Genomic DNA, 23226 nt, shown 5'->3' on the forward strand with positions numbered 1-23226 from the left:
ATGCGATCGGCCGATCGACAAATTTGCTGTAGAGATATCGTTTCGGATTGCAGACAGGATACAGAGCAATACGGTTCAGATAAGACCGATCCCCCCTAGCCCCCCTTAAAAAGGGGGGGACAAGAAGTTGCTCAAAGTCCCCCTTCTTAAGGGGGATGCGAGGGGGATCTCCGGGGAATTAACAGTGTTAACTGAACCGTATTGGGATATAGAGGACACGGCAGTGCCGTTTCCCTACCCCGATTTCCTGACTACCGTTTCCTTACCCGCATTTAAATTCGCATAAATTTTCAGTAAATACCGATCTACACACTCACCCAACCCAAAAGTTAAAATATACCCAAGAAAAAATAGCTCCTCCTAGCTGTTTTTTTAGGCCAGCTAAATATCAGGGAGTGCATCTACGTGTCAATATATAAAACGCTCAAAGGCAGAGCCACTAAACCTGCCGCAGGTTTTACAATGATTGAGCTATTGATAATTATTTTAATCATAGGGATATTTTCTGCGATCGTCACCCCCTCTTGGCTAATGTTCATCAACAACCAGCGGTTGAAGGTATCAGTCGATCGGGCTTATTCGGCAATGGAACTTGCCCACAGCAACGCCAAACGTGACAAAATTTCATGGCAAGCCAGCTTCAAACAAGTAGGACAAAACGTACAAATAGCCGTTCACCCAGCCGACATTCCCCCAGCCCAAATACCAGCCAACCAATGGAAAGAGTTAGAACCGCAAATTCAAATAGATCCAGATGAAACAACAGTGCTCCAAGTAAATGAAAACAACGAGCAAAAAGAAAACGGCACAATCCGGCGAGTCATGTTCAATCACAGAGGTTGCCCTGTATCTCGAAGCGACCACGACTGCACCCTAACGAGTATAAGAGCCAAAGGAACCCTAACGCTATATCATCCCAACTTAAGAAACAGCCAACGCTGCATCATCATTTCCACCCTCCTAGGACATAAACGCACCTCCAAAAGACAATCAAAACCCAACGAAAACAAAAGATATTGTTACTAACAGGGCGATGGCGTGCCTCCCCGCAAGCTACGATTATTTTGGGAGTAGGGAAACGGCACTGCCGTGTCCTTGTTTCCAAAACTTCGAGACTGTGACACAAGCATCCTAGATAGTGTTTTTAGCTACATTCTGCAAAGCCACGACAGTCAACAATGGTAAATAAAACTACAAGGACAGCTCCGAAATTGGCTGGCCAATAAATTTTTATGAAACCTCGAATCATTGTTTGCGGGTTGGGCCACACGGGACACAAGATTTTTTGTTTGTTGAGACAGCAAGGAGCGATTGTGGTTGGTATTAGCGATCGCCCTATTCGCAGCGAAACTTCTGATGTGGTTGTTGGTAATTTGCAAGCAGCTTCTACCTTGTTGGCGGCGGGCATTCAAAACACTCACACTTTAGTAATTGCAGCAGACGATGATGCTGTAAATTTGGCAATTTTGATGCAAGCGAGGATTCTCAATCCTCAGATTCGCATCATCAACAGATTGTTCAATACTAGCTTGGGCGACAGGATTGACCACACTTTGCCCGATCACTCTTCCATGAGCGTTTCATCGTTGGCGGCTCCGGTTTTTGCTTTTGCGGCTCTCGGAAGTCAGGCGATAGGACAGTTGCGTTTATTCGATCGCACTTGGCCGATTCACGAAGAATATATCGATGAAACACATCCTTGGAAAAATCGCAAACTGAGCGATTTGTGGGACGATCGATCGCGAATGTTAATTTATTATCTGCCCGCTGCTAACAAAACTGATTTAGTATCGGCGGTGCTTGCCGATCGGCAGTGTCAGCAGGGCGATCGGCTAATTGTTGCCACTCAGCCGACTCTCCACAGCCCCCAAAAAACTTTAACTCAAAAACTGCTCAAAACAGTAACTAGACTGCACAGATTTCAGCAGCACAGCCAAGCAGCAGTAATTGTTGTATTGACGCTGCTGTCAATGATTGCCGTTGCTACTGCTACCTATATTTGTGTTGACGATAATATCTCAATTGTCGATTCTCTCTATTTTTCAGTAGGGATGATTACCGGAGCCGGAGGCCATGAAAAAGTAGCCGAACAAGCTCCCGAAAGCATTAAACTATTTACCGTCGTCATGATGTTAGTTGGAGCCGGAATCATCGGCATCTGCTACGCACTGCTCAACGATTATGTATTGGGAACTCGCTTTACCGAATATTGGGATGTGGCGCGAGTTCCGCAGCGCAATCATTACATTATCTGCGGACTCGGAGGAATGGGTATCCAAATTGCTAAAGAACTGCACACTAACGGTTACGATATTGTGGTGATCGAGCAAGATCCGAACAGCCGGTTTCTGAACACGGCTCGCTCAATGAAAATTCCGGTCATTCAGGGAAGTGCCAGTTTGCCCGCAACTTTGGAAGCTGCTAATGTTAAGCAAGCGACAGCACTTTTGGCTGTTACTAGCAGCGATATGTCTAATGTCGAAATTGCCTTGAGCGCTAAAGGATTGGCACCCAAACTATCAGTTATAGTCCGCAATCAAGACCCCCATTTTGCTTTGATGGTGCAGCAAGTTTTTGAGTTTGAAGGAGTTTTGAACCCGACAGAATTGGCGGCCCCTGCTTTCGCGGCGGCGGCGATTGGAGGCAGAATTTTGGGCAACGGAATGACTGCTGACAGTCTATGGGTTTGCTTGGCCACATTGATTACGCCAAAACATCCTTTCTGCGGCCAGCGCATTCAAGATGCTGCTAAGTCTGCGGATTTTGTGCCTCTTTATGTAGAAACTAAGTGTCAAACTCTCCATGGCTGGGATTTACTGAATTGTTGTTTGAGTACAGGGGATGTTTTGTATTTGACGATGCCGGCGAATCGGTTGGATCAACTGTGGAGAACGACCTCGGAATTAATTAAAACTTAAGGGTTTGACGCGGAAATTTATGTTGCCGAACGCTCAATTGCAACTCAAACCTGATAAAATTGAGCCAGTAGAGTAAATTGGACTTACGGCTAATCCTCAGAAACTAAGTTTCTTCCCAGATTTCTCCCGGGTTTAGCGCAAGTTCGAGTATAAATAACCAACAGAGTCTCAATTAGTTGCCATATAGAATGAGAAAATTTTTAGCATTATGTGTGTTTGGTCTCATAATGGCGATCGCCTCTGTAGCTGTTGCCGTTCAACCGTTGTTCGTCGCTTACCCTCCCGCTAACCACAAAACTACAGCCGATCGCATCTTTTTAATCGGCACAGCGCCCGCAACGGGACAAGTGTTAGTAAATGGCAACCAAATTTCGCGCACCGCATCCGGCCATTTCGCCCCGACTTTTCCGCTGCAACTCGGCGAAAATCTCTTTACATTGCGTTACCAAAATCAGGAAGTCAAAATTAAGGTGACGCGGGAGTCGAATCAGCCGGAAGCCCCTGTAGGATTCGCTTTTGCTAAAGATTCCCTAACGCCCAAAGTCGATGTGGCGAGTTTGCCGGGAGAATATATTTGCTTTGGGGCGATCGCACCTGCGAATGCTCAAGTTTCGGTAAAATTGGCGGGCATTACTATTCCTTTAAAAGCGCGATCGCAAGTCGAACTACCCGACAACAAATCTGTACTATTAGGGGAAAACTCCCCGATCAAAAAAGGCGGCAGCCAACAGTATCAAGGCTGTGCTAAAACCCCCCCCAATCCCCCCTTGCCAACAGGGGGCAATGAGTCTAAGGCTCCCTTGGCAACGGGGAGCAATGAGTCTAACTCCTCGCTACCGAAGGCTGAAAAAGTTGATTTAGGAGTGCCTGTATTTGAGCTAACAATGAACGATAAAACTATCAGCCAACAAGGTACTGGCAAGATTTCTATTCTTTCTCCGGCTGACTTAGAAATAGCCGAAGTAACAGCAGACCCTGGTGTCGCCAGAACCGGAGCGAGTACAGATTTTTCTCGGATGACACCGCTGCCGAAGGGAACGCGAGCAACAATTATCGGGCGCGAGGGAGAATGGCTCCGACTCGATTACGGTGCTTGGATTAAAGCCTCGGAAGTGCGAATTATCCAGGATTCAGTGCCTCCGCGATCGATTATTCGCAGCGCCAGCTCGCGTCAAGTTTCCGGCTGGACAGAGGTGTTATTTCCCTTAGAAACACCCGTCCCAGTCACCGTGCAAGAAGGAGAACGCACCTTCACTTTAACGCTGTACAATACTACCGCTCAAACTGACATTATTCGCGTCTCTGATGACCCGGTAATTTCACGTTTGGAATGGCAACAAATCTCGCCACTGCAAGTACAATACACTTTTAATCTCAAATCTGCCCAGCAGTGGGGCTATAAGCTGAGATACGACGGCACAACTTTAGTGCTGTCTTTAAAACACCCGCCGGCGAATACAAGCATGATGCCGAATTCGCAAGCAAAACCCTTATCGGGAATTAAGATTCTAATCGATCCGGGACACGGCGGGCCGGAGGATTCAGGTGCTGTGAGTCCAGTGGGAATTAGGGAAAAAACAGTAGCTTTAACAGTGTCGAAATTGGTGCAACAGGAATTGGTGAATCGGGGCGCAAATGTGGTAATGACGCGGGTAGAAGATGTCGATTTGGATTTGCCGCCGAGGGTGGAAATGATTCAAAAAGAAGAACCTGCGATCGCAATTTCAATTCACTACAATGCTTTGCCGGATAACGGGGATGCCATTAAGACTAAAGGCGTCGCCGGTTTCTGGTTTCACCCGCAAGCCCACAGTTTGGCAATCTTTTTGCACAATTATTTAGTTGCCAAGTTGAACCGTCCGAGCTATGGTGTATTCTGGAACAACTTAGCCATGACTCGTCCTGCCGTTGCTCCATCTGTTTTAATGGAATTGGGATTTCTGATCAATCCCGAAGAATTTGAATGGATTGTGAATCCGACAGAACAAAAGAAATTAGCTGAGGCGATCGCCCAAGGTGTTACCGAATGGTTTGCCTCAGTCAAATAACAGTTAGTAGTAAGGACTGAAGCCCTTCTCAAAAAAATCATAGTCAGGACTTCAGTTCAGCCAATCCAAGGAAATGAAATAATGCTAGTTTTTACTCAATCAAAAGCCTTTTTTATTGCAGCCGTCGTTGCAAGTTTTAGCTTCTCACTTTACAGCTTTCCTGTTTTCGGCAAGCAGCAAAGCCTGGCTCCCGCAAAAGCAGAAGCTTTAAAAAAGCAAACTCAATGCTCGTTTATTACAGGTGAAGGTGGCGCTGTTAACATTCGCAAAGGCCCAGGCAATCAGTACCCGGTTGTTGCTAAATTGAAAAGGGGAGACGGAGTTAGGGCTGTCAGCAGACAAGGTAAGTGGGTGAAAATTGCCGCTAGATTTTCGGGTAATCCTCCTAATGAAACTTTTACAATCCTTGACGGTTGGGTGAACAATCAATTTATTAATGGCTGTTCCGAAGACCAATTTGACAGGTGGCGGCAATAGGGAATTTAGTTTGTAGTAAGGACTTCATTCCTGAGTTTTGATGATGACTTGCATTCCTGACTACAAACCACACCGGGAGATTTTTAAAAGTGGTACACAAAAGACGATCGCCCTGATTCATTGTTGCATTCTCAACCAGCTAAACACCTGTTCGGCGGTGATATTCAGGGGAATCATTTCGGGTACAGGAACCACATCGCTACCTTCGCAGAATTGCGGTTGTTGGTTGGGCAAAAACGCTAAAATCGATCGATCGTCTGGATCGATTAGCCACCCCAACTGACAATTATGTTGAAGACAGTGAATAATTTTTCTAGTTACGCGATTTGAGCTTTGCTGTGGCGACAGGATTTCGATCGCCCAATACGGTGCAATTAGCACATCATCTACTGGTTCGCCACTCTCATCAAATTGAATCTGTTCCCACAATAGTACCGCAATATCTGGAACAATCGATCGACCGTCAAAGGTACACTGCAACTCTGGAAAAGCGTAAGCTATCTTTGGAGTTTCCGTCACCTGATTAATTTCGTTGCAGGCTTTTAATCGCAATAAGCTGTGCTTTGTTTTCGGCAGAGGTTTTTGGATAATCTCCCCCTCAATGTATTCGCTGGCTGGTTTGGTTTCTGGCAGTTTCAGAAATTCTTCCAGCGTGAGGCGCCCAGTTGCGATTGTCATAAATAAATTACTCGGTTCTACCTATCTTCAGGGTAAGCTAAAAAAATATTGATCTTGCCTAATAATTGTGTTATCTAGCCTAATTTTGCGGAACAATCTGCTGTTTAAATTCAAACAAATTAGGATTTTCCGGGTCATAAAAAGCCCGCAACCAATGCACGTTTGGAGAACCAAAAGTTTCAACTCTAGTAAAATTTTTCATTCTCGGTAGTTGAGTCTCATCGGTAAAATGGGGTAAAGGTTTATCGATGCGGAAATAGTGAGTATCGCCGTGGACAAATACAACCTGCCCTGGGAAATTTCCTGTTTCTGTTTCCAGAGTTGCGATAAAATCGTTGTAGCCACTTCTTCTTTTGTCCGTCGGATCGAGTTCAAATCCCGGATTGGCCTGTGCAACTAACAGAATTCCTTTGCTGTTGCTGCGTTTGGCTAAAGCAAAACATTCTTTGATCCAGGCTAAGTTAGCCCAATTGCGATCGGCATATTCTGCATCTGCTTCGGGAGTGCGGCCAAGATTGTTGTTGCTTCCCGGCATATTAATCGCCAAAAACACAACGCCATGATAAATCCAGCGAACATTTTCGCGGTATTTAGCAAACTGTGGGTTTTCGCTTTGACGGGTGAGAGTTAAGGTGCGCTTTCCCAAACTTTGATTACCCTGGCTGAAGATTTCTCGCACTTTAGCGAGTCTTTCTACTGGATCGTAACTGCCGTTATTTGAACGGTGGCAATCCGTCCATTCATTGTCACCATAGGCAAGAATAAACGGTATCTCAAAATTGTCAAATAAGTGCTTGCGACTGACAAAAGTTGCATCATCGCAGACACTAGAACCGTTTTTAATGTCGCCGTCGTGGACTACAAACGCTGCGGGCGATCGATTGATATCTGCAATCAAACTCGGAAATTTTGCTTCCTGTTCGGCACTGTAGGGCAAATCGCCAATTAAGGCAAATTCAAAAGGTCTATCGCCCGAAGTTTGAGCGTAAGTTAAAACACCAAAACCCGTAATTGATACAAAAACAATAAAGGCAATAATTAGATATTTATTAGTCATTTATTTAGTTGCAACTAATTTAGTTATCAGGACTTACGTAGAACAATAAAAAATAGATGCTGCGATTGCTTCACTACCGTTCGCAAGGACAGACTTATGTTATTTGCTTAAGTCCTGGTCATGATACCATATAAGCCGACAAATCACTCTCAAAAATCATGAATTTTCGTCGGTTGCTCTCGCTAATTGCCATGCTTTCCATCGCAGGTTGCAATATCCAAACGCCACAAACCAACACACAGCCTACAGAAAGTCGATCGCCAATAGCAACCCCTGTTCCCGCCAAACCAAAGTCTGAGATCAAAGAAGCAAAACTAATTGCTGTCGGCGACATCATGATGCACAGTACCCAAACGATCTCGGGCTACGACGCAAAAAAGAAAACATACAATTTTGACAGTTTCTTCGCACCAGTTAAAAGTATCCTGTCAACAGGCGATTGGGTCATCGGAAATCTCGAAACACCTTTAGCGGGCGAAGATGCGGGCGGATATACGGGATATCCGCTATTTAACGCCCCGGCTCAATTAGCAGATGCTGCTAAAAAAGCCGGATTTAATATCTTGACAACCGCCAACAATCATGCTTTAGACCGGGGAGAAAAAGGGGTAATTAGGACGATCGCCAATCTGAGCGATCGCAAAATTGCTTCCACAGGAACAGCCACATCTACCGCTGAGGCTTCACGCAGTTTAATCAGCACCAAAAACAATATTTCACTAGCCATACTAGCTTACACATACGGCACAAACGGCATTCCCATACCCAAAGGCAAAGATTACTTAGTTTCCCTAATCGACGAAAAAAAGATAGTCAAAGACATTGCCAAAGTCCGAAAACAAGGAACAGATATTATCGCAATTTCCCTGCATTTTGGCAATGAATATGAGCGACAGCCAAACACCCAACAAAAACAATTAGTAGAAAACTTATTAAAAGCTGGTGCAGACATCATTCTCGGCAGCCATCCCCACGTCGTCCAACCTTACAAAATATTTAAGTTTCCTGGCAAAAATGGGAAAACCCGCAAAGCTGTAGCAATTTATTCAATGGGAAACTTCATTTCCGCTCAGACTAAAAATTATACAGACTTAGGCGTAATTTTACAAGTAAATATTCGCAAAAACTTTCCCGAAAAAACCACAGAAATTACCAGCATAAAAACTATTCCGACTTGGGTACACCGCTATACTCAAAACAATAAAACAAACTATCGCGTTTTGCCCTTAGAAACAACTGTCAGCAAGAAAAAAGATGCACTACTAGCAAGTTCGCAGTATCCAGTATTAGCAAAATATTTGCGAGATATGAACAATCATCTTAACTCTTTGAATACTCAGCAGAAATCAGAGTAATTGGTAATTGCAATTCTTCTCCCTCTTCCTTCGCGTCCTTGGCGTCTTCGCGGTTCAATTCAATTCAACTGCTTAATTAACCAAGCGATCGCCCCTGCGACATCAGCAACCTGCTCAACAGCGGGGATCTGCGGCCGCTGCACCATCACCACCGGAATTCCCAGTTCCCTAGCCGCAACAATTTTCGCATAAGTAGCAGATCCCCCGCTGTTTTTACTCACAATTGTATCAATCTGATATTCTAATAGTAATTTATGCTCGTCTTCCAATGAAAAAGGCCCCCTTGCTAATAACAATTTACCGTTAGGAATGGGAGTATTCTGTGCAGGAGAATCGATCGCCCGCATCAAAAACCAAATAGCATCCAAACCCGCAAAAGCAGCCAATTCCTGCCTACCAATGGTGAGAAACACCCGCTGAGACTGCCCTAATAAAGCCTTTGCAGCCTCCGAGTGGCTGGCAACTTCAATCCAGCGATCGCCCTCCACCCTCTCCCAAGCTGGACGCACCAGCATCAAATAGGGCACATTACATTCAGCAGCAGCAATAGCAGCATTGGCAGAAATCTGAGCCGCAAACGGATGAGTAGCATCAATTAACAAGTCGATCGGGCGATCGAGCAAAAACTCCGCCAACCCTGCCGCCCCACCAAACCCCCCAATTCGCACCGTACCCGTTTTTGGGGTAAAAGGCTGTTGAGTGCGTCCTGCTAGCGAAGATACCACCTCGATTTCAGCGATTTGAGACGCTCTTACCGCCAGTTCCGCAGCATCCCCCGTTCCGCCCAAAATTAGCAACCGTTTTTTCACCCAATTACTCCTAACTTATCCAAGCAACGCCCGCAATTTCGGTTAATAATATGTTTAGTAAAGTTTAAACTGCCAACAACAATGATTCGCTCATTTTTGACATTTTTTACAGTATTAATTGTAACCGGGTTAGTTTGGTTGGGAAATATCGCGCCCGTTGCCGCACAAGTACAACCAACAGATATCACCGATCCGCAGCAAGAATTGGGAGAACTCGTTCAAAAAGCTTTTGAAGCTACAAATGAAGGCAAATTTCCCGCCGCTGAAACTTTTTGGACTCAAATCATTGACAAATTTCCCTCACAAGCCGCCGCTTGGAGCAACCGAGGCAATTCTAGAGTCAGCCAAAACAACCTCACCGCAGCTATTTCCGACTACGAAAAAGCAATGGAACTAGCCCCCGATGCCCCCGATCCCTACCTAAACCGTGGCACCGCCTTAGAAGGTTTAGGACGGTGGGAAGAAGCGATCGCCGACTACAATCATGTACTAGAATTAGACCCCAAAGATCCAGCCGCCTACAACAACCGAGGCAACGCTGAAGCAGGTTTAGGAAAATGGGAACAAGCAATTGCCGACTACAGCAAAGCCTTTGAATTAGCCCCCGAATACGCCTTTGCCCGCGCCAACCATGCCCTCGCACTTTATCAAAACGGGCAAACCAAAGAAGCAATTCGCAACATGAAAAATATCGTCCGTAGATACCCCCAATTTGCCGACATGAGAGCCGCCCTCACCGCCTGTCTTTGGGAAGCCGGAAATCGCGGCGAAGCTGAGAGCAATTGGGTAGCCGCAGTCGGCCTCGATTCCCGCTACAAAGACCTCGATTGGGTTGCCAATAACCGCCGCTGGCCGCCTGTTGCAGTCAGTGCATTAGACAAATTCTTGCACTTGAAATAATCTCAAAGGGACAGTTGGCGGTTGTCATTGGTTATTGGTTATTGGTTATTTCAACAACTGACAACTGACAACTAAGAACTGACTAATTCTCGAATTCTCGCAGCCGTCAACTCCTCGACATTCCTGAAAACCGCTGCTGCACCAGCAGTTTTCAGCGCAGCAGCATAAGCATCGCACCGCACAGAATCATCCAAAACGTGAGGTGGCAAAATTCCAGTCCCCAGCCAAACCCGATGTGGTTGCACTTCCCGCGCCTTCACAACCGTGTAAATATCCGCAACAGTATCTCCGGCGTAAATCACCGGCAAATTTTTTTCTAAACCGTGCAGGTTTTCCAACTGTTCAATTGCGGCGAAAAGTCCAGCCGGATCAGGTTTTCCCGGTGCATCTTCCATCGCCACCAACACAGGGGAATTTAAACTCAGTTTCCCTTGCAAAACGTAAGCAGCTTCACCTCGCATCGCCCCGCTAAAAAAGCCCCAAACAACTCCCCCGACAGTTAAAGTTTCCAGGTAAGCCGGACTTAACAGCAGCGGTTCGCTACAAATGTAACCAGTCCAATTTTTATCATCGGGCCCGCGATAGCGACTTTGGAAAAAAGTCACTAATTCGTCATAGTTGAGAGCGAGTTCGCTGCGATTCCGCCCAATCCCCTCAAAATAACGGCAAACTAACTCGAAAGACGCCTGCCAGTCATTATTCCACACTCCCTCCGACTTCAGAGAGTCGATATCGAGAGAATTCGGGCGGAAAGCACCCGCCGTGAAATGTTCCACCGCATCCGCAATTGCCCGCCGGTAGGAACCGGACACATCCCGCACCACACCGTCAATGTCGAAGACTAAAATAACTCTGTTCACAACTTAACTATCCTTGTACCTAGGGCCGGTGAGAACCCAAATTTTATCTGTTGCCAGCCCCTGAGTGGCGCTAAAACCAGCCGTGCCACAAAAGTTTTTATGGTCGATGACCAATTATCGAACAGAGTGTGCTACGCTTAGCGATTGTAGAAATTTTTAACAAGTTCGATCGGAACCCTGGAGGTTTGCTTGTCCAAGTTCATCTTAAAAGTTCTCTGGCTAGAAGAGAATGTTGCCCTCGCCGTTGACCAAGTTGTCGGCAAAGGAACTAGCCCGCTGACAGCTTACTTTTTCTGGCCCCGCAAGGATGCGTGGGAAGAACTCAAAAACGAACTCGAAGCCAAACACTGGATTGCTGACAACGATCGCGTCGAAGTCCTCAACCAAGCTACAGAAGTAATCAACTACTGGCAAGAGGAAGGCAGACGGCGCCCAATGACTGAAGCTCAGTCAAAGTTCCCCGAAGTGACTTTTACCGGCAGCAACTAAGCCCCGCTTTAAGTTGCTACCCATATAAATTGCCTGTTATGGCTGACGAGGGGAAGGAGAGAGGGGAGAAGGCGAGAGGATTTGACGCTTTTTCCACCTCGCCGTGAAACATACAATTTAAATGCGCTACAGCTTATATTGATATTAACTCCGATTTTGGGATCTACTCGGGTTTTGGGCTTGGTCGATTTGAGATTTGAGATTTGAGATTTATCCAAAATAAAGCTCTCAAATCGGATTTTCTACAATCTAAAAAGACTAAGCAATCAAACCAAATAAATCTAAAATCGGCTTTTTTCTACTATTAAACTGTACAGTCAGCTCTCAACCGCCTTCCCTCCAACCTCCAACCTCAAAATCCCTCTGTTAAATCTTGTACACGGCTTCGTTGCCGAACTTCCTTCTTCCTTCTTCGCGGAATCTATGGGCGCCGAAAGTACAATCAACCAGACCGAACAGCTACCGCTGGTAGTAAATCCCGACATTCTCCAGCAAGCTATCCTCTACAAAATTAATACTCGCATCATCGCTCGCGGAGAATTAGTTTTCCCCTGCGTCCCGGGAATGCTAAGCCACTATCTCAAGTCGATAGAACAGCTATTTAGCACTCTGGACAGACCCCTGCCCGAAGACCGCAGAGACGAACTCAGCAAGCTTTTAGCCACCAAGTTAGAACAAGGCTACCGCACCTCCACAGCATCGATGTTGATCCTGCAATACGAATCAGTGCAGCCGCCACAAACTGGTTTAGCTTGCAAAGTGATTGTTACTACCTCAACAGTTGGAGAACAGTACAAAAGCTGGGTAGACACGAGAGAACCTCCGCTTTTCGGCTCTCATCCAGATGCAAAATTGATGGCAACGGCTGCTAAATTGGGCACACCCGATCGAGTGCGGATTTTGGATGTGGGGGCTGGTACCGGCCGCAATACCTTACCCCTGGCGAGATTGGGCTATTCTGTGGATGCGATCGAGCTAACTCCAGCTTTTGCAGAACAATTGAAAGCGGCAGTAACAGCCGAAAACCTTCCCGTGACAGTGACTGAAGGCGATGTGCTCGATCCCTTAATGCGGATGAAACCGGCCCGCTACCAGTTGGCAGTTGCCGCCGAAGTCATCTCACATTTTCGAGACAGCGATCAAGTACGGCTTTTCCTCGCTAAAATGTGCGATTCCCTGTGTCCGGGGGGCCTGTTGCTGTTCAGCACGTTTTTAACTGTCGGCGACTACCAGCCTGATGCCCTAGTGCGACAAGTTGCTCAACTCTCTTGGTCTACTTTATTTACGCCCCAAGAACTCGCCATTGCCATGGAAGGGTTGCCTTTAGTCCAAATATCCGACGAATTGGTGTTTGAGTACGAACGCCACCACCTGCCGGAAGGAGCCTGGCCACCGACGCCCTGGTTTTCTAGTTGGGCAACCGGTCGAGATGTCTTCCCGATGGCAAACGCACGCCCGCCAATGGAATTGCGCTGGATTTTGTGCCGCCGCAGTTAAAAAAAATCAGTCGGTTCTAAACGGACACAGCAATCACAACTCTTAACATTCAGTAACAGTTTCCTCAGATATTTTTATTTAAACAGCTAAAATCAGGCTCGCTGTTAATATTGTCCAGCCTGGACAGAAAAATTTACAAAAATATATATTAAAATGTAAAGAGAGCGAAGTTCGATCGCCCCTGGGTGACAAACCCAGTGTCTGATTAGATTCAACGCTGGTCAACCTTTTATTTCTTGCGAAAAATTGGGTGGCTAATGGCAATCGGGCTTGCATAAAATTCGATCGTCATCTCGATGGGTGCAACAAGAGTTAAGATGAATTCAACAAACCTATTCCTTCCGATAGATGACTTTTTAGGGAATAGGATTAACCAATAGATTAGCTCGCTAGTCAGCGATGCTGCTGAGAAACAAATATGCTTTTAACACGTCCACTACAAGCGTTTGGAGCAATCTTCGGGCACCAACCTTCTACAAATAGATCATCCATCGACCACAAAACCAATAAAAATTATTTGGAGGGGAATATTGAGTCCGCTGTAAACGAACAAATTGACTGGTACATCCAAGTGGAAATGCTAATGAGTAACGCTAAATCTTCCTGCACAAATGAAGAGATTACTGCTTGGCTGCGGGGATTGCTGACAATTGCTTGGGCAGACGGCAACTTTGACGAAGACGAGCAAAAAATGATTGCAAATCTAACTCAGGATGAACTACACCCGCTATCTTTTGAGGCGGGTTTTGAACCTATTGCCCCAGAGGAATTAGCCGCTATGTTAGGGGAAGACACCGCCAAGGGCGAGGATTTTTTGAGGACAGCAGTCATGGTAGCCTTGGCAGACGGTACATACTCGCTCAGCGAAGACGAGGTAATCCACAACTTTTGCACAGCTTTGGGTCACAATGTAGAGGCGATCGAAGCTCTCCGACAAACGATACAACAGAGCAAGTCCGATCCGCAGGGGCCCAGCAGTCAAATAGTGTTTGATGCGAATGTCGCCCCCGTCGCCGGAACACCCCTTTCATCTCGGCTACCTAAACCTCACCACAAAAATGTCCTGCAACCAGTCAAAGACTGGCTTGACGCCTGGGAAATTCACGACCCCAAATTGGCACACTTCGTCTGTAAAATTATTCCGCCCCAGTGTCCGTTTGAGCGAGATGTCGTGTTATTTGGTCGCAAAATCGTCCATATTCCCGCGATGTGCCAGATTAACCCGCTTTACGAACAGTTAGTCGGGATGCGCTTTCGAGCTCTCTGCTATTTGGCAGATGAATGTAAGGAAGATGTATCGATATATTGTTAGTATAGCAATCCTTGCAGGAGTCGTAAACTTTTTACCCCACCCCAACCCTCCCCTTATTAAGGGGAGGGAGTAAGAAATTCACAAATGATGCGAGGATTGCTATAGTTAGTAGTCAGTAGTCATTGGTCATTCTTGTGAAATCTTGGATTAATGAGTGTAATTATTAACCAATGACTACTAATTACTCCAGGATGCAAAAAGCGGGTTTTTCTAGGACAAAACATCGTTACATCCATCCGCCCCAGTAGAAAAACACGGTTAATTCATGTTGTGTGGGCGAGTCCTGTTAATATCAAATCTGCTTTGATATTACTAATTCAACAAAAGTCTTGGTATCATCCTCAACTTCTTATAAACATTATTAAAAGATTTTGGAGCCGGACACGGCAGTGTCATTTACCTACAGATGCTCGCGTACAATCTCTGAATCTGCACTACTTTTCAGAATTGGTATAATTATATTTTTCCGGCAACAGCAAATCGCGACTAAACTTGGCTGTCGTCCGCCGACCTGGACTAAAGGAAAAGGGGGATATGGTACTTGCATCTGGTATAATAATAACTAATGACTATTGACACTGACTATTGACTACTGACTAAATTATGCAATTTATCGATCGAGCAGATATTCAAGTCGCAGCCGGCAAAGGCGGCGACGGTATGGTAGCTTTTCGCAGAGAAAAGTATGTACCAGCGGGCGGCCCCTCTGGCGGGACGGGTGGCAAAGGCGGTTCCGTGTATATGGTGGCGGTGGAAAGCCTGCAAACGCTGCTAGATTTTCAGTACAACCGGATTTTTAAAGCCGATGACGGGAAGCGGGGCGCGCCGAAAAATATGACCGGTGCCGGTGGGGACGATCGCACGATCGAAGTTCCCTGCGGTACAGTTGTTTACGACGCGGAAACTCAGGCAATCTTAGCAGATTTGGTGACGCCCGGACAGACTTTTTGCGTAGCTAAAGGCGGCAAAGGCGGTTTGGGGAACAAGTGTTTTCTGACCAATTCTAACCGCGCTCCAGATTATGCGATGCCTGGAAAAGAAGGAGAACACAAATTTTTGCGTTTGGAATTGAAGCTATTAGCAGAAGTGGGAATTCTTGGGATGCCAAATGCTGGCAAGTCCACCTTAATTTCAGCTTTGTCTGCAGCTCGCCCCAAAATAGCAGATTATCCGTTTACAACTTTAGTCCCGAATTTGGGAGTAGTCAGAAAACCGACTGGCGACGGTACAGTGTTTGCAGACATTCCGGGATTGATTGAAGGAGCGCACGAAGGTGCTGGTTTGGGTTACGAGTTTTTGCGGCACATTGAGCGGACTCGGTTGTTGCTGCATTTGATCGATATTACGGATGAAGATCCGATCGCCAATTATGTCACAATTCAGGAAGAATTGAAGGCTTACAGGCGTGGTTTAGCCAATAAACCGCAGATTTTGGCTTTTAATAAGGTAGATGCGATCGATCTCGAAAGCGAAGAAATCGGTAATTTAATCAGCCGACTTAAAGAAATTAGCGGTGCTCCTGTTTTGTTGATTTCCGCTGTGAGTCGAGTTGGGTTGGATGAATTGATGCAGCAAGTTTGGCAAAAACTCGACGAGATGAACGAGAAAGAGGCGGCGGAACAGTTAGCAGTGGCGAGTGTTTAATCGCTTTCCGGTTCCTGGAATTTCCGTGAATTGGTAGGTGTTTGTTTGAGGGGGTCAAATCTTTAGGCTGTATGGCTTGTGCGGCAAGGGTTTGAGCCTCTATGCTGAAACTATAGGTTCACGGAAACGCTGAAATTATTGCTGTGTATAGCTTTGAGGGTTGTTGAAAATTTTGCCTCTTGACAGGTCGATGCCTGAAATGATATTTTTTGGAGGCTTGACGGAACAGTACCTTGAAAACTAAATACTGTAATGCTTCTGGAGCGATCGCCGAAATTAACCTAAATCCCTATCAGGGATTGAAACATTGTCTGACGCTGGACACGGTGACTTCATCACACAAGCCGAAATTAACCTAAATCCCTATCAGGGATTGAAACCCAAAATCCAACATCAAGCATAACTCATGCTTCTGTCTGTAAGCGTTTGTAGGCGTGAGCTTTGGCTAAACGCACCCAATGTTCTAACAGCAAATAGCGATCAAGTTCGATTTCCTCTCTGGCTGAAATAGTGCCGGATTTATTGCGATCGAGCAGTTGGCTCATGCGGGCTTGCAACGCAGGTGTGGGGCGGATTGCGAGGATTTCTTCTGGGCTGGGTTGACTGGCTAGCAGTTCGACGATTTGGCGATCGTCTTGGTAGGGGATGGTTTCTGCGGGGGCGAGTTCCCGAAGTGCGCGATCCAGGGCTTCCGGGAGACGATCGCCCAATTGTTGCAGTTTTTCGCCAAGGAGCTCGGGAACTTCTAGGATAATTTGCATTAGTGCTGATGTGAGGATGGGAATTCCCTTGATTGTAACAAACGGAAAAAATGCCGTTAACTTAAATCCCGATCGGGGATTGAAACTGCATAGTCCGGTATTTGCACAGTTGTTCACAAAGGAGATAACTGGCGAATTTGCCCGTTGTAATCGACTCTCACCCTCCCATCTTGGGAAACCGTAACAACAGTTTCTACCGTATAGACAGACGAACCAGGCTTGTTACCCTTAAAAGTAAAAGTCCAAGTTCCATCGCCATTGTCAACAAACGGCGATTCCTTAGAAGTACCGTGCATCGAAGCTTCAGCTCGATAGTTGCCTAAACCCCCATTAGCAATTTCTGCTGCTTGACGGGCTAAGTTTTTTGCCCGATTGAGTTCGATATTATTGTTAATCACTGTCACGCCGTCGGTCTGATATTCAGGAGCAGGATTAGCATTACTCAAGCTGGGAGAGACTCCAACGGCTAAAAAAGTTGAGAGCGCGACCAGACAAGCAAGGCGGATGCTTAGTTTCATAAATACAAACTGATTTAGAGTTTGATAAACTCTACGAGACTTGTCCGAAAAAACCCGGTTGAATTTTCAATTTTTAATTTTGACTTGTGAATCGTCTGGCATTTCTCCACCGTACAAATAGCGGTAACTCATCCGAGAAATATCCCGAATCAATGCTTGAGCTGGCTTCTCTGTTTCCGGTGAATGCTTCACCATCACCGCCACTAAATAACGCTTACCGTTCGGCAAATCCACCATCCCCGCATCCGCTAGCATTGTATCAATATTGCCCGTTTTGTGAGCAATAACTGAACCTTCGCCTAAACCTTTCGGCAGCAAAGAATCGTTTTTAGTTTGGCGCATGATTTGCAAAATGCGATCGCGCGATTTCACCGATACCAAATTACCCCGATCGACCTGGGCTATGATATTAATCAAATCCTTCGGACTGGTAGTATTAGTTCCCTCCAAATCGGGCAACTTATTACGCAGGACCGTGGTACTCAAACCCCAATTTGCAAAATGCTGATTCAAAACCTCAGCACCTCCCAACAACTCAATCATCATATTTGTCGCCGTATTGTCGCTGACAACAATCATCTTTTGGGCAACTTCCAAAGCCGAATACTTCTTACCCGGAGAGTCGTCTTGCATCTCCCCAGAACCGCCGACAATGTGTTCGGGCTTCAGCGTCAGCATCTGATCTAACTGCACCTTGCCTTCATCTACTGCTTGGAAAAAAGCTACTAAAATTGGCAGTTTAATGGTGCTAGCTGAAGCAAAAGCAGTATCGCCATTAAAGTTTAGGTAGCTTCCAGTATCTAAATCGACTAGAAATATTCCGGCTGTCAAACTAGGATTTTCTGTTGCTAAAACCTGAACTTGCGTTTTCAAAGCTCCTAATTCTTGATTCAGTTGCAGCACTTCTGGGGTTGCAGGTGCCGCAGATGCGCTATCGGCTGGGTTGTTCTGCCCTGTAGTGGTTTGTTCTTCTGTCGCTACAGTTGATGCTCGACTAACGGCATTTACCACCGACAGCAGCGTACCGCAAATCACCGCTATGCCAACTCCCAAAATCAGCAAGCGAGTAGCGTACACCAAGGGCGGTACGCTCCGAGGTGCAGAGCGTTTACCCGGTCTCTGACTCGCTTGTGGGCGCGGTTTAGGCACGGGGGTTTTTTTGGCATCTGTGGGGATTACCGTGTCTGGAATGCGAACTGGGGGCGAACTGGGACGACTTCCACGGGTGGTAGGGGGAGTGGCAGTTGGGAGCGGGCTGTTGGGATTGCTGGCGATCGAACTCACATTTTCCCGCTCCAGATTCGAGTCCGGAAACTCGAACATATCGACAGCAGCGAGACCTTTTTTCCCTAGTTGGCGAATCTTCGACTGCGGAGTTTTGCTGGTTCTGGGTTTTCTGGGGTTAATTGCCGATCGAGGATCGGATAAAAAGTCTTGTGTAGTAAATTCTTCCGAAGATGTGGGAGAATTGGCTCCAATTCTGGTGCCGCGCCCCTGTTGGGGTGGGAAAGTCGCAGGTTCGGGCGATCGAATTTCTGAATTGCCGTTTTGCGGTTGCGGAGGGCGACGGCGGCCCGAGTTGCCAGACTGACTTGCTTTGCCGGACTTAGGCTGCTTTGAGCCGGAGTTGGGAGAGGATATCGAGGATATCACCGATAATATCGATCCTTTGGGAAACCGCTCTGCCACGTCTTACTCCTTCATCACTACTGTAAAGTTCAAGTTTAAGATTTTTCAGCTTGCCAGCCAATCAATTTTAGATTTTAGATTTTAGATTTTAGATTTGCCCCAGACGCTGCATGGTATCAGCAACCGGGTTTACTGCTCGCAAATTATCGCAAAGCTTAGGTTTTTAGTCAAGAAACCCTGTTATGAAGGTGACAAGTGGGTGCAGGAAAGTTCTCTGTGAAAAAAATCCTCAATCTCACATCCCCAATTATCAGCATTTCTCCTAGCTATCCGTTGGATTTTCCGGCAACGCCCCATCCAGAGTATCAGAATTTGCCTCTCGTGGGTAAGTTTTGATTGCCCATTCTGTTTGGCGGAGCACCCCCCGCAGCATGGCGACTTCATCCACTGTCGGATAGGCCCTGTTGTACAAACGCCGAAATTTTTCCATCCGGCTTGCTGCTGTGTGCGGCTGCAAATATCCTATTTTGAGTAACAGCGTTTCTAGTTGCTGGTAATATCCCTCTAAATTTTCCAAGGGAGCACTGGCGAGGGGAATTGAAAGATTTTCTGTCTGGCTGGTGGCAAGTTTTTCTGGGTAACAAGTTGATAAATTATCTGTGGCATCGGGTATTGAAGAGGCATAGCCTCTGGATATGCGTTCCCCGGCTGAGCCTGGGAACGAGGCATCTTCTTCTTCCTTCCCTATTCCTTCTTCCCTCTTCCCTATTCCTTCTTCCCTCTTCCTTCTTCCTTCTTCCCTCTTCCTTCTTCCTTCTTCCCGGTATAGTTCGTAACAGCAGATAGCGACGGCTTGGGCGAGATTTAGGGAAGTGTAGGCATCGCTGCTGGGAATGCGGATTAGGCGTTGAGCGCGGTTTAATTCGGCATTGGTCAAGCCGCAGTCTTCTCGGCCGAAAATCAGGGCGCTGGGGGCTTCGAGGAGCCAAGGCAAGGCATCTGCGGGTTCTTCTAGTTGTGTTGGCAACGATCGACTATCATCCCCTGTAGTTGCGATCGCTCTGACACACCCAACCAAAGCAGCGGGCAAACTCTCGACTACTTTGGCCGTTTCCAATATGTCGGCGGCGCGAACAGCCATCAGTCGGGCTTCTTCCCCTAAATAATCGCATTGGGGATTTACCAAAACTAATTGGTGCAAACCCATATTTTTCATGACGCGGGCCACAGAACCGACATTCAATGGGCCTGCAGGTTCTACTAAAACTATTCGGATGTTGGCTAATGCCGTTTCGACCATTTTTATTTGGGGAGGTGTTAGACAGAAATTGGTTGTTTTGTTTGTTTTGATTAAAATTTAATCACTAACTAATGTAATGTCCAAATTAGCATGGCTAAGCAACGATCGAAATCTGATTTACCGACAAAAATGTGCCCAGTGTGCGATCGACCTTTTACTTGGCGCAAAAAATGGGCCGACTGCTGGGATGAGGTCAAATACTGCTCCGAACGTTGTCGTCGCCGCCGTTTGGCGGCTCAAGATTAAGAATTTAGGGCAAGTTGCTCGATCAAAGCTAAGATTGCAAAGGAAAAATTTTAGGTTATTAGGTTATAAATTATGGCATCGCAACAAGTGCAACCAAAGCTAGTTATTCACGGCGGTGCGGGCAGTTCTCTACATAGTAAAGGCGGAATTGAGGCGGTGCGGAAATCGCTTTACGATGTTTTGGAGGAAGTTTATCCGCTGCTGAAAGACGGTGCAAGTGCCGTAGATGCAGTGGTGCGCGGCTGCCAATTGTTGGAAGATGACCCGCGATTCAATGCCGGTACTGGTTCTGTGGTGCAGTCGGACGGTCAAATTCGGATGAGTGCTTCGTTGATGGACGGTTTGATGCAGCGTTTCAGTGGGGCGATTAATGTTTCTCGCGTTCAACATCCGATCGAACTTGCTCAATTTTTGCAGCATTCGGACGATCGAGTTCTCTCTGATTTTGGTTCGGCGGAATTGCTGCGAGAACTTCAATTGCCGATTTACGATCCGATGACGGATTTGCGTTTGCACGAGTGGATGCAGGAACGCCAAGGCAATTTTAGTAAAGCAATGGCTGACGTGGTGGCGGAACCGGCCGGTGTGGGTACGATCGGAGTCGTAGCTTTGGATGTGCATGGACGCTTGGCTGCTGGGACTTCGACTGGTGGCAAGGGTTTTGAGCGGATTGGGCGGGTTAGCGACTCGGCGATGCCGGCGGGAAATTACGCGGCCCAAAGTGCGGCGGTAAGCTGTACGGGGATTGGCGAGCACATTATGGACGAGTGTTTGGCCGCGCGAATTGTGATTCGGGTAACGGATGGTTTGAGTTTGAAAGCTGCTTTTGAGCGTTCTTTTACTGAAGCTGACGAACGTCAACGGGATTTTGGCGCAATTGGAATTGATGCTAGCGGGGCGATCGCTTTCGGCAAAACTAGCGAGGTGATTTTGGGTGCTTTTCACAACGGTAGAGAAATGGGTGATACTTTGGAAATGACCAAGGGAACGTTAATTTTTATTGCTTAAAAAGGCGATCGAAATTATCCTCCTAAAAGTTAGGACATTTTTGACAAATTGCTGAATATATGTATGGGCGGTGTGGTATGTTAGTTGAAATCCTCCTCACCGCCACTACCGATGACTCAACAGGAGAATCTCAATGCGATCGCTCAACATCCGATCGATCCAAAGAAATTAGAAAAGTTGGTCAAGTTATCTGGGCGCAGTCTGTGGGTAACTGCTGTGCTTGCCTTTACAGTTCCAATTTTTGCCTACTTTTACACTAAACGACGAATTGCTTGTTATATTGCTTTGCTGCTTAGTGGTTTGATGGCTGTATTGACTTTATTCATAGTTTTTTCCCGAGAAATCCCGAAGGGCAGTACGCTTCCTGCTACGGCATTCTATACATTTTCTTTGCTCGTTTCCCTGGGAATTACTGTTGACAACTGCGCCGCTATTTTAAGGGCGAGAAAAAAAGTTAAATCGTTAACAGGCGAGACTCCTTGGAAAACAGCTCATAATCAGCAAGTTAAAAACGGGCGGTGGCCGGCATGGTTTCCATATCCCAGTTCCTGGCTGAGAACTTTAGCTTTAATGTTGTGGATAGCTGTTGTTGTGAGAGTTGTCAGTTTTTGGATTGCTGTTATCGGAATAACTTTATCAGCAATTCAGCAAGATATGGGTTCATTTTTGCGAGCTTTAGGGCTAATAATACCTCTGTCTGTAGCAATACTATCTTACATTCATCACATTTTATTTTTCGATAAATCCAAGACCCCTTACACTCGGTGGTTGCCTAGTCCCAGGAGTTTGTGGGAAGGTTTGTACGCCCCACTTGTGGCGCTGTTATCTGTGATAATGGTTGTAGTTTTGCTGTTGCCATTTTTCCCGATTGTTTCAAGCTGCAACTACGGAGCAGAATTTGAATTGGCAAGTTGTGTTGGATCTTACAAAGCAGAGGTATCTAATTATCTATCTACTATTGCTGAAGTTTCGGCAGTGATTTGGGTAGTTACAGCGGCATATCTTTACCAAATAGATTACCTGATTCGCAACAACTTTTCTCTAAAAACACTGGCGGAATTATTTTTACTGGGATTTGTAACTTTTGTGGCGGTTTCAGGGGTTTCGCTGCTTTCTAAAAATCCCGAGGTGAGGCAGGCTATAAATTTACCTGCACCGACAAAGAATGTACCGAATTTGGTGACTTCTGAACAAACATCTGCTTTGCCAACTGTACCGATATCCAAACCATTACCTCCGACTTCTCCAACAATTAAATCTGACTCTTTTGGGGATGCAGTCAATAAAGCAACAAATGCAGCAAATCTTGCTCAATCGGCTCAATCTGAGACGCAGTTGCTCGCAGTAGTCACTGAGTGGCAAAATGCTATAGCCCTGATGAAATCAGTACCACCTTCGAGTTCCAATTATGATGTCGCCCAAAATAGAGTTGTACAGTACCAGCAGAATGTAGTTGCTATTAAGCGCAGAATCAATCGTCCTTTTCAACAGGGAATTGATGAGGCTCAAAATGCAGCTTTGTTCGCTCAAACTGCTCAAACTAAAGCTGAGTGGGAGTCCGTTGCTAGTCAGTGGGAGCAAGCGATCGTGTTTATGAAAACTGTGCCACAGTCGAATCCCAATTATGTTGTAGCTCAGAAGAGAGTTGTTCAGTATCAGCAAAATTTAAACGCTGCACGTTTAGCAGTTAGCCGCGCTAAATAAAACAAACAAACCGGGT

General features: G+C 46.3%; 21 protein-coding genes. 13 read left to right on the forward strand and 8 right to left on the reverse strand.

The window, feature by feature from the left end; genetic code table 11:
- Positions 1 to 405 precede the first annotated feature (405 nt).
- The 4 genes from QT994_RS12465 to QT994_RS12480 all read left to right on the forward strand — a co-directional run bounded on the left by QT994_RS12465 (position 406) and on the right by QT994_RS12480 (position 5443).
- Entirely contained in the window at positions 406 to 1026 is a 621-nt protein-coding gene (locus QT994_RS12465; protein WP_333174882.1) for a prepilin-type N-terminal cleavage/methylation domain-containing protein, read from the forward strand.
- Positions 1027 to 1232: 206 nt separating this feature from the next.
- Complete coding sequence (locus QT994_RS12470) at positions 1233 to 2918, forward strand: NAD(P)-binding protein (RefSeq protein WP_333174885.1); 1686 nt, start codon at positions 1233 to 1235, stop codon at positions 2916 to 2918.
- A gap of 188 nt (positions 2919 to 3106) precedes the next feature.
- Positions 3107 to 4966, forward strand: a complete 1860-nt coding sequence (locus tag QT994_RS12475) for an N-acetylmuramoyl-L-alanine amidase (RefSeq protein WP_333174887.1) — start codon at positions 3107 to 3109, stop codon at positions 4964 to 4966.
- An 81-nt stretch (positions 4967 to 5047) separates the two neighbouring features.
- Positions 5048 to 5443: an SH3 domain-containing protein gene (locus tag QT994_RS12480; protein WP_333047554.1), complete on the forward strand. Its 396-nt coding sequence runs from the start codon at positions 5048 to 5050 to the stop codon at positions 5441 to 5443.
- A gap of 117 nt (positions 5444 to 5560) precedes the next feature.
- On the opposite strand, the gene QT994_RS12485 is transcribed toward QT994_RS12480, so the two are convergent.
- Together QT994_RS12485 and QT994_RS12490 are read right to left on the reverse strand one after the other, a co-directional pair.
- Complete coding sequence (locus QT994_RS12485; RefSeq protein ID WP_333174890.1) at positions 5561 to 6121, reverse strand: Uma2 family endonuclease; 561 nt, start codon at positions 6119 to 6121, stop codon at positions 5561 to 5563.
- A 79-nt stretch (positions 6122 to 6200) separates the two neighbouring features.
- A complete protein-coding gene (locus QT994_RS12490) occupies positions 6201 to 7178 on the reverse strand; it encodes a hypothetical protein (RefSeq protein ID WP_333174893.1) in 978 nt (325 codons plus the stop codon).
- 158 nt (positions 7179 to 7336) lie between these two features.
- Here QT994_RS12490 and QT994_RS12495 point away from each other — a divergent pair, with 158 nt between their 5' ends.
- Positions 7337 to 8533 carry a CapA family protein gene (locus tag QT994_RS12495; RefSeq protein WP_333174896.1) on the forward strand — a complete coding sequence of 399 codons (1197 nt, stop codon included), beginning with the start codon at positions 7337 to 7339 and terminating at the stop codon, positions 8531 to 8533.
- A 59-nt stretch (positions 8534 to 8592) separates the two neighbouring features.
- Here the strand turns inward: QT994_RS12495 and QT994_RS12500 are convergent, their stop codons facing one another.
- Entirely contained in the window at positions 8593 to 9342 is a 750-nt protein-coding gene (locus tag QT994_RS12500; protein WP_333174899.1) for a cobalt-precorrin-6A reductase, read from the reverse strand.
- Positions 9343 to 9423: 81 nt separating this feature from the next.
- Here QT994_RS12500 and QT994_RS12505 point away from each other — a divergent pair, with 81 nt between their 5' ends.
- Complete coding sequence (locus tag QT994_RS12505) at positions 9424 to 10242, forward strand: tetratricopeptide repeat protein (protein ID WP_333174902.1); 819 nt, start codon at positions 9424 to 9426, stop codon at positions 10240 to 10242.
- Between the two features lie 71 nt (positions 10243 to 10313).
- On the opposite strand, the gene QT994_RS12510 is transcribed toward QT994_RS12505, so the two are convergent.
- On the reverse strand, positions 10314 to 11102 hold the full coding sequence (locus tag QT994_RS12510) for a TIGR01548 family HAD-type hydrolase (protein WP_333174904.1): 789 nt from the start codon (positions 11100 to 11102) through the stop codon (positions 10314 to 10316).
- Positions 11103 to 11279: 177 nt separating this feature from the next.
- Between QT994_RS12510 and QT994_RS12515 the strand changes: the two genes are divergently transcribed.
- From QT994_RS12515 to obgE, 4 genes are all read left to right on the forward strand, one after another.
- Positions 11280 to 11591 carry a 30S ribosomal protein PSRP-3 gene (locus QT994_RS12515; protein WP_293181450.1) on the forward strand — a complete coding sequence of 104 codons (312 nt, stop codon included), beginning with the start codon at positions 11280 to 11282 and terminating at the stop codon, positions 11589 to 11591.
- 423 nt (positions 11592 to 12014) lie between these two features.
- Entirely contained in the window at positions 12015 to 13088 is a 1074-nt protein-coding gene (locus QT994_RS12520; RefSeq protein WP_333174906.1) for a class I SAM-dependent methyltransferase, read from the forward strand.
- A gap of 418 nt (positions 13089 to 13506) precedes the next feature.
- Positions 13507 to 14400, forward strand: coding sequence for a Mo-dependent nitrogenase C-terminal domain-containing protein (locus QT994_RS12525; protein ID WP_333174908.1), 894 nt, complete (start codon positions 13507 to 13509; stop codon positions 14398 to 14400).
- 603 nt (positions 14401 to 15003) lie between these two features.
- Positions 15004 to 16044: a GTPase ObgE gene (gene obgE, locus QT994_RS12530; protein WP_333174911.1), complete on the forward strand. Its 1041-nt coding sequence runs from the start codon at positions 15004 to 15006 to the stop codon at positions 16042 to 16044.
- A gap of 404 nt (positions 16045 to 16448) precedes the next feature.
- Here obgE and QT994_RS12535 read toward each other — a convergent pair whose 3' ends face one another.
- From QT994_RS12535 to QT994_RS12550, 4 genes are all read right to left on the reverse strand, one after another.
- Positions 16449 to 16922, reverse strand: coding sequence for a hypothetical protein (locus tag QT994_RS12535; protein WP_333174913.1), 474 nt, complete (start codon positions 16920 to 16922; stop codon positions 16449 to 16451).
- A complete protein-coding gene (locus tag QT994_RS12540) occupies positions 16919 to 17323 on the reverse strand; it encodes a hypothetical protein (RefSeq protein WP_333174915.1) in 405 nt (134 codons plus the stop codon). Before QT994_RS12540 ends, QT994_RS12535 begins: the two co-directional genes overlap by 4 nt.
- A gap of 66 nt (positions 17324 to 17389) precedes the next feature.
- The gene (locus QT994_RS12545) at positions 17390 to 19012 is read right to left on the reverse strand and encodes a serine hydrolase (protein WP_333174917.1); all 1623 of its coding nucleotides are present in this window, start codon (positions 19010 to 19012) and stop codon (positions 17390 to 17392) included.
- A 262-nt stretch (positions 19013 to 19274) separates the two neighbouring features.
- The gene (locus QT994_RS12550; protein WP_333050479.1) at positions 19275 to 20252 is read right to left on the reverse strand and encodes an RNA methyltransferase; all 978 of its coding nucleotides are present in this window, start codon (positions 20250 to 20252) and stop codon (positions 19275 to 19277) included.
- Between the two features lie 90 nt (positions 20253 to 20342).
- Between QT994_RS12550 and QT994_RS12555 the strand changes: the two genes are divergently transcribed.
- The 3 genes from QT994_RS12555 (at position 20343) to QT994_RS12565 (ending at position 23210) form a co-directional block, all read left to right on the forward strand.
- Positions 20343 to 20498, forward strand: a complete 156-nt coding sequence (locus tag QT994_RS12555) for a DUF2256 domain-containing protein (protein WP_006631540.1) — start codon at positions 20343 to 20345, stop codon at positions 20496 to 20498.
- A 72-nt stretch (positions 20499 to 20570) separates the two neighbouring features.
- Positions 20571 to 21506, forward strand: a complete 936-nt coding sequence (locus QT994_RS12560) for an isoaspartyl peptidase/L-asparaginase (RefSeq protein ID WP_333174919.1) — start codon at positions 20571 to 20573, stop codon at positions 21504 to 21506.
- Positions 21507 to 21590: 84 nt separating this feature from the next.
- Positions 21591 to 23210 (forward strand): hypothetical protein, encoded by a 1620-nt coding sequence (locus QT994_RS12565; RefSeq protein WP_333174922.1) that lies wholly within the window; start codon positions 21591 to 21593, stop codon positions 23208 to 23210.
- Positions 23211 to 23226 lie beyond the last annotated feature (16 nt).

The organism is Microcoleus sp. S13_B4 (assembly GCF_036700885.1).
GTDB lineage: Bacteria > Cyanobacteriota > Cyanobacteriia > Cyanobacteriales > Microcoleaceae > Microcoleus.

Excerpts from the sequence above, each read along its gene's own strand:
- QT994_RS12470 (WP_333174885.1), top strand. The coding sequence starts at position 1,233 with ATGAAACCTCGAATCATTGTTTGCGGGTTGGGCCACACGGGACACAAG.
- QT994_RS12475 (WP_333174887.1), top strand. The coding sequence starts at position 3,107 with ATGAGAAAATTTTTAGCATTATGTGTGTTTGGTCTCATAATGGCGATC.
- QT994_RS12480 (WP_333047554.1), top strand. The coding sequence starts at position 5,048 with ATGCTAGTTTTTACTCAATCAAAAGCCTTTTTTATTGCAGCCGTCGTT.
- QT994_RS12485 (WP_333174890.1), bottom strand. The coding sequence starts at position 6,121 with ATGACAATCGCAACTGGGCGCCTCACGCTGGAAGAATTTCTGAAACTG.
- QT994_RS12490 (WP_333174893.1), bottom strand. The coding sequence starts at position 7,178 with ATGACTAATAAATATCTAATTATTGCCTTTATTGTTTTTGTATCAATT.
- QT994_RS12495 (WP_333174896.1), top strand. The coding sequence starts at position 7,337 with ATGAATTTTCGTCGGTTGCTCTCGCTAATTGCCATGCTTTCCATCGCA.
- QT994_RS12505 (WP_333174902.1), top strand. The coding sequence starts at position 9,424 with ATGATTCGCTCATTTTTGACATTTTTTACAGTATTAATTGTAACCGGG.
- QT994_RS12520 (WP_333174906.1), top strand. The coding sequence starts at position 12,015 with ATGGGCGCCGAAAGTACAATCAACCAGACCGAACAGCTACCGCTGGTA.
- QT994_RS12525 (WP_333174908.1), top strand. The coding sequence starts at position 13,507 with ATGCTTTTAACACGTCCACTACAAGCGTTTGGAGCAATCTTCGGGCAC.
- obgE (WP_333174911.1), top strand. The coding sequence starts at position 15,004 with ATGCAATTTATCGATCGAGCAGATATTCAAGTCGCAGCCGGCAAAGGC.
- QT994_RS12540 (WP_333174915.1), bottom strand. The coding sequence starts at position 17,323 with ATGAAACTAAGCATCCGCCTTGCTTGTCTGGTCGCGCTCTCAACTTTT.
- QT994_RS12550 (WP_333050479.1), bottom strand. The coding sequence starts at position 20,252 with ATGGTCGAAACGGCATTAGCCAACATCCGAATAGTTTTAGTAGAACCT.
- QT994_RS12555 (WP_006631540.1), top strand. The coding sequence starts at position 20,343 with ATGGCTAAGCAACGATCGAAATCTGATTTACCGACAAAAATGTGCCCA.
- QT994_RS12560 (WP_333174919.1), top strand. The coding sequence starts at position 20,571 with ATGGCATCGCAACAAGTGCAACCAAAGCTAGTTATTCACGGCGGTGCG.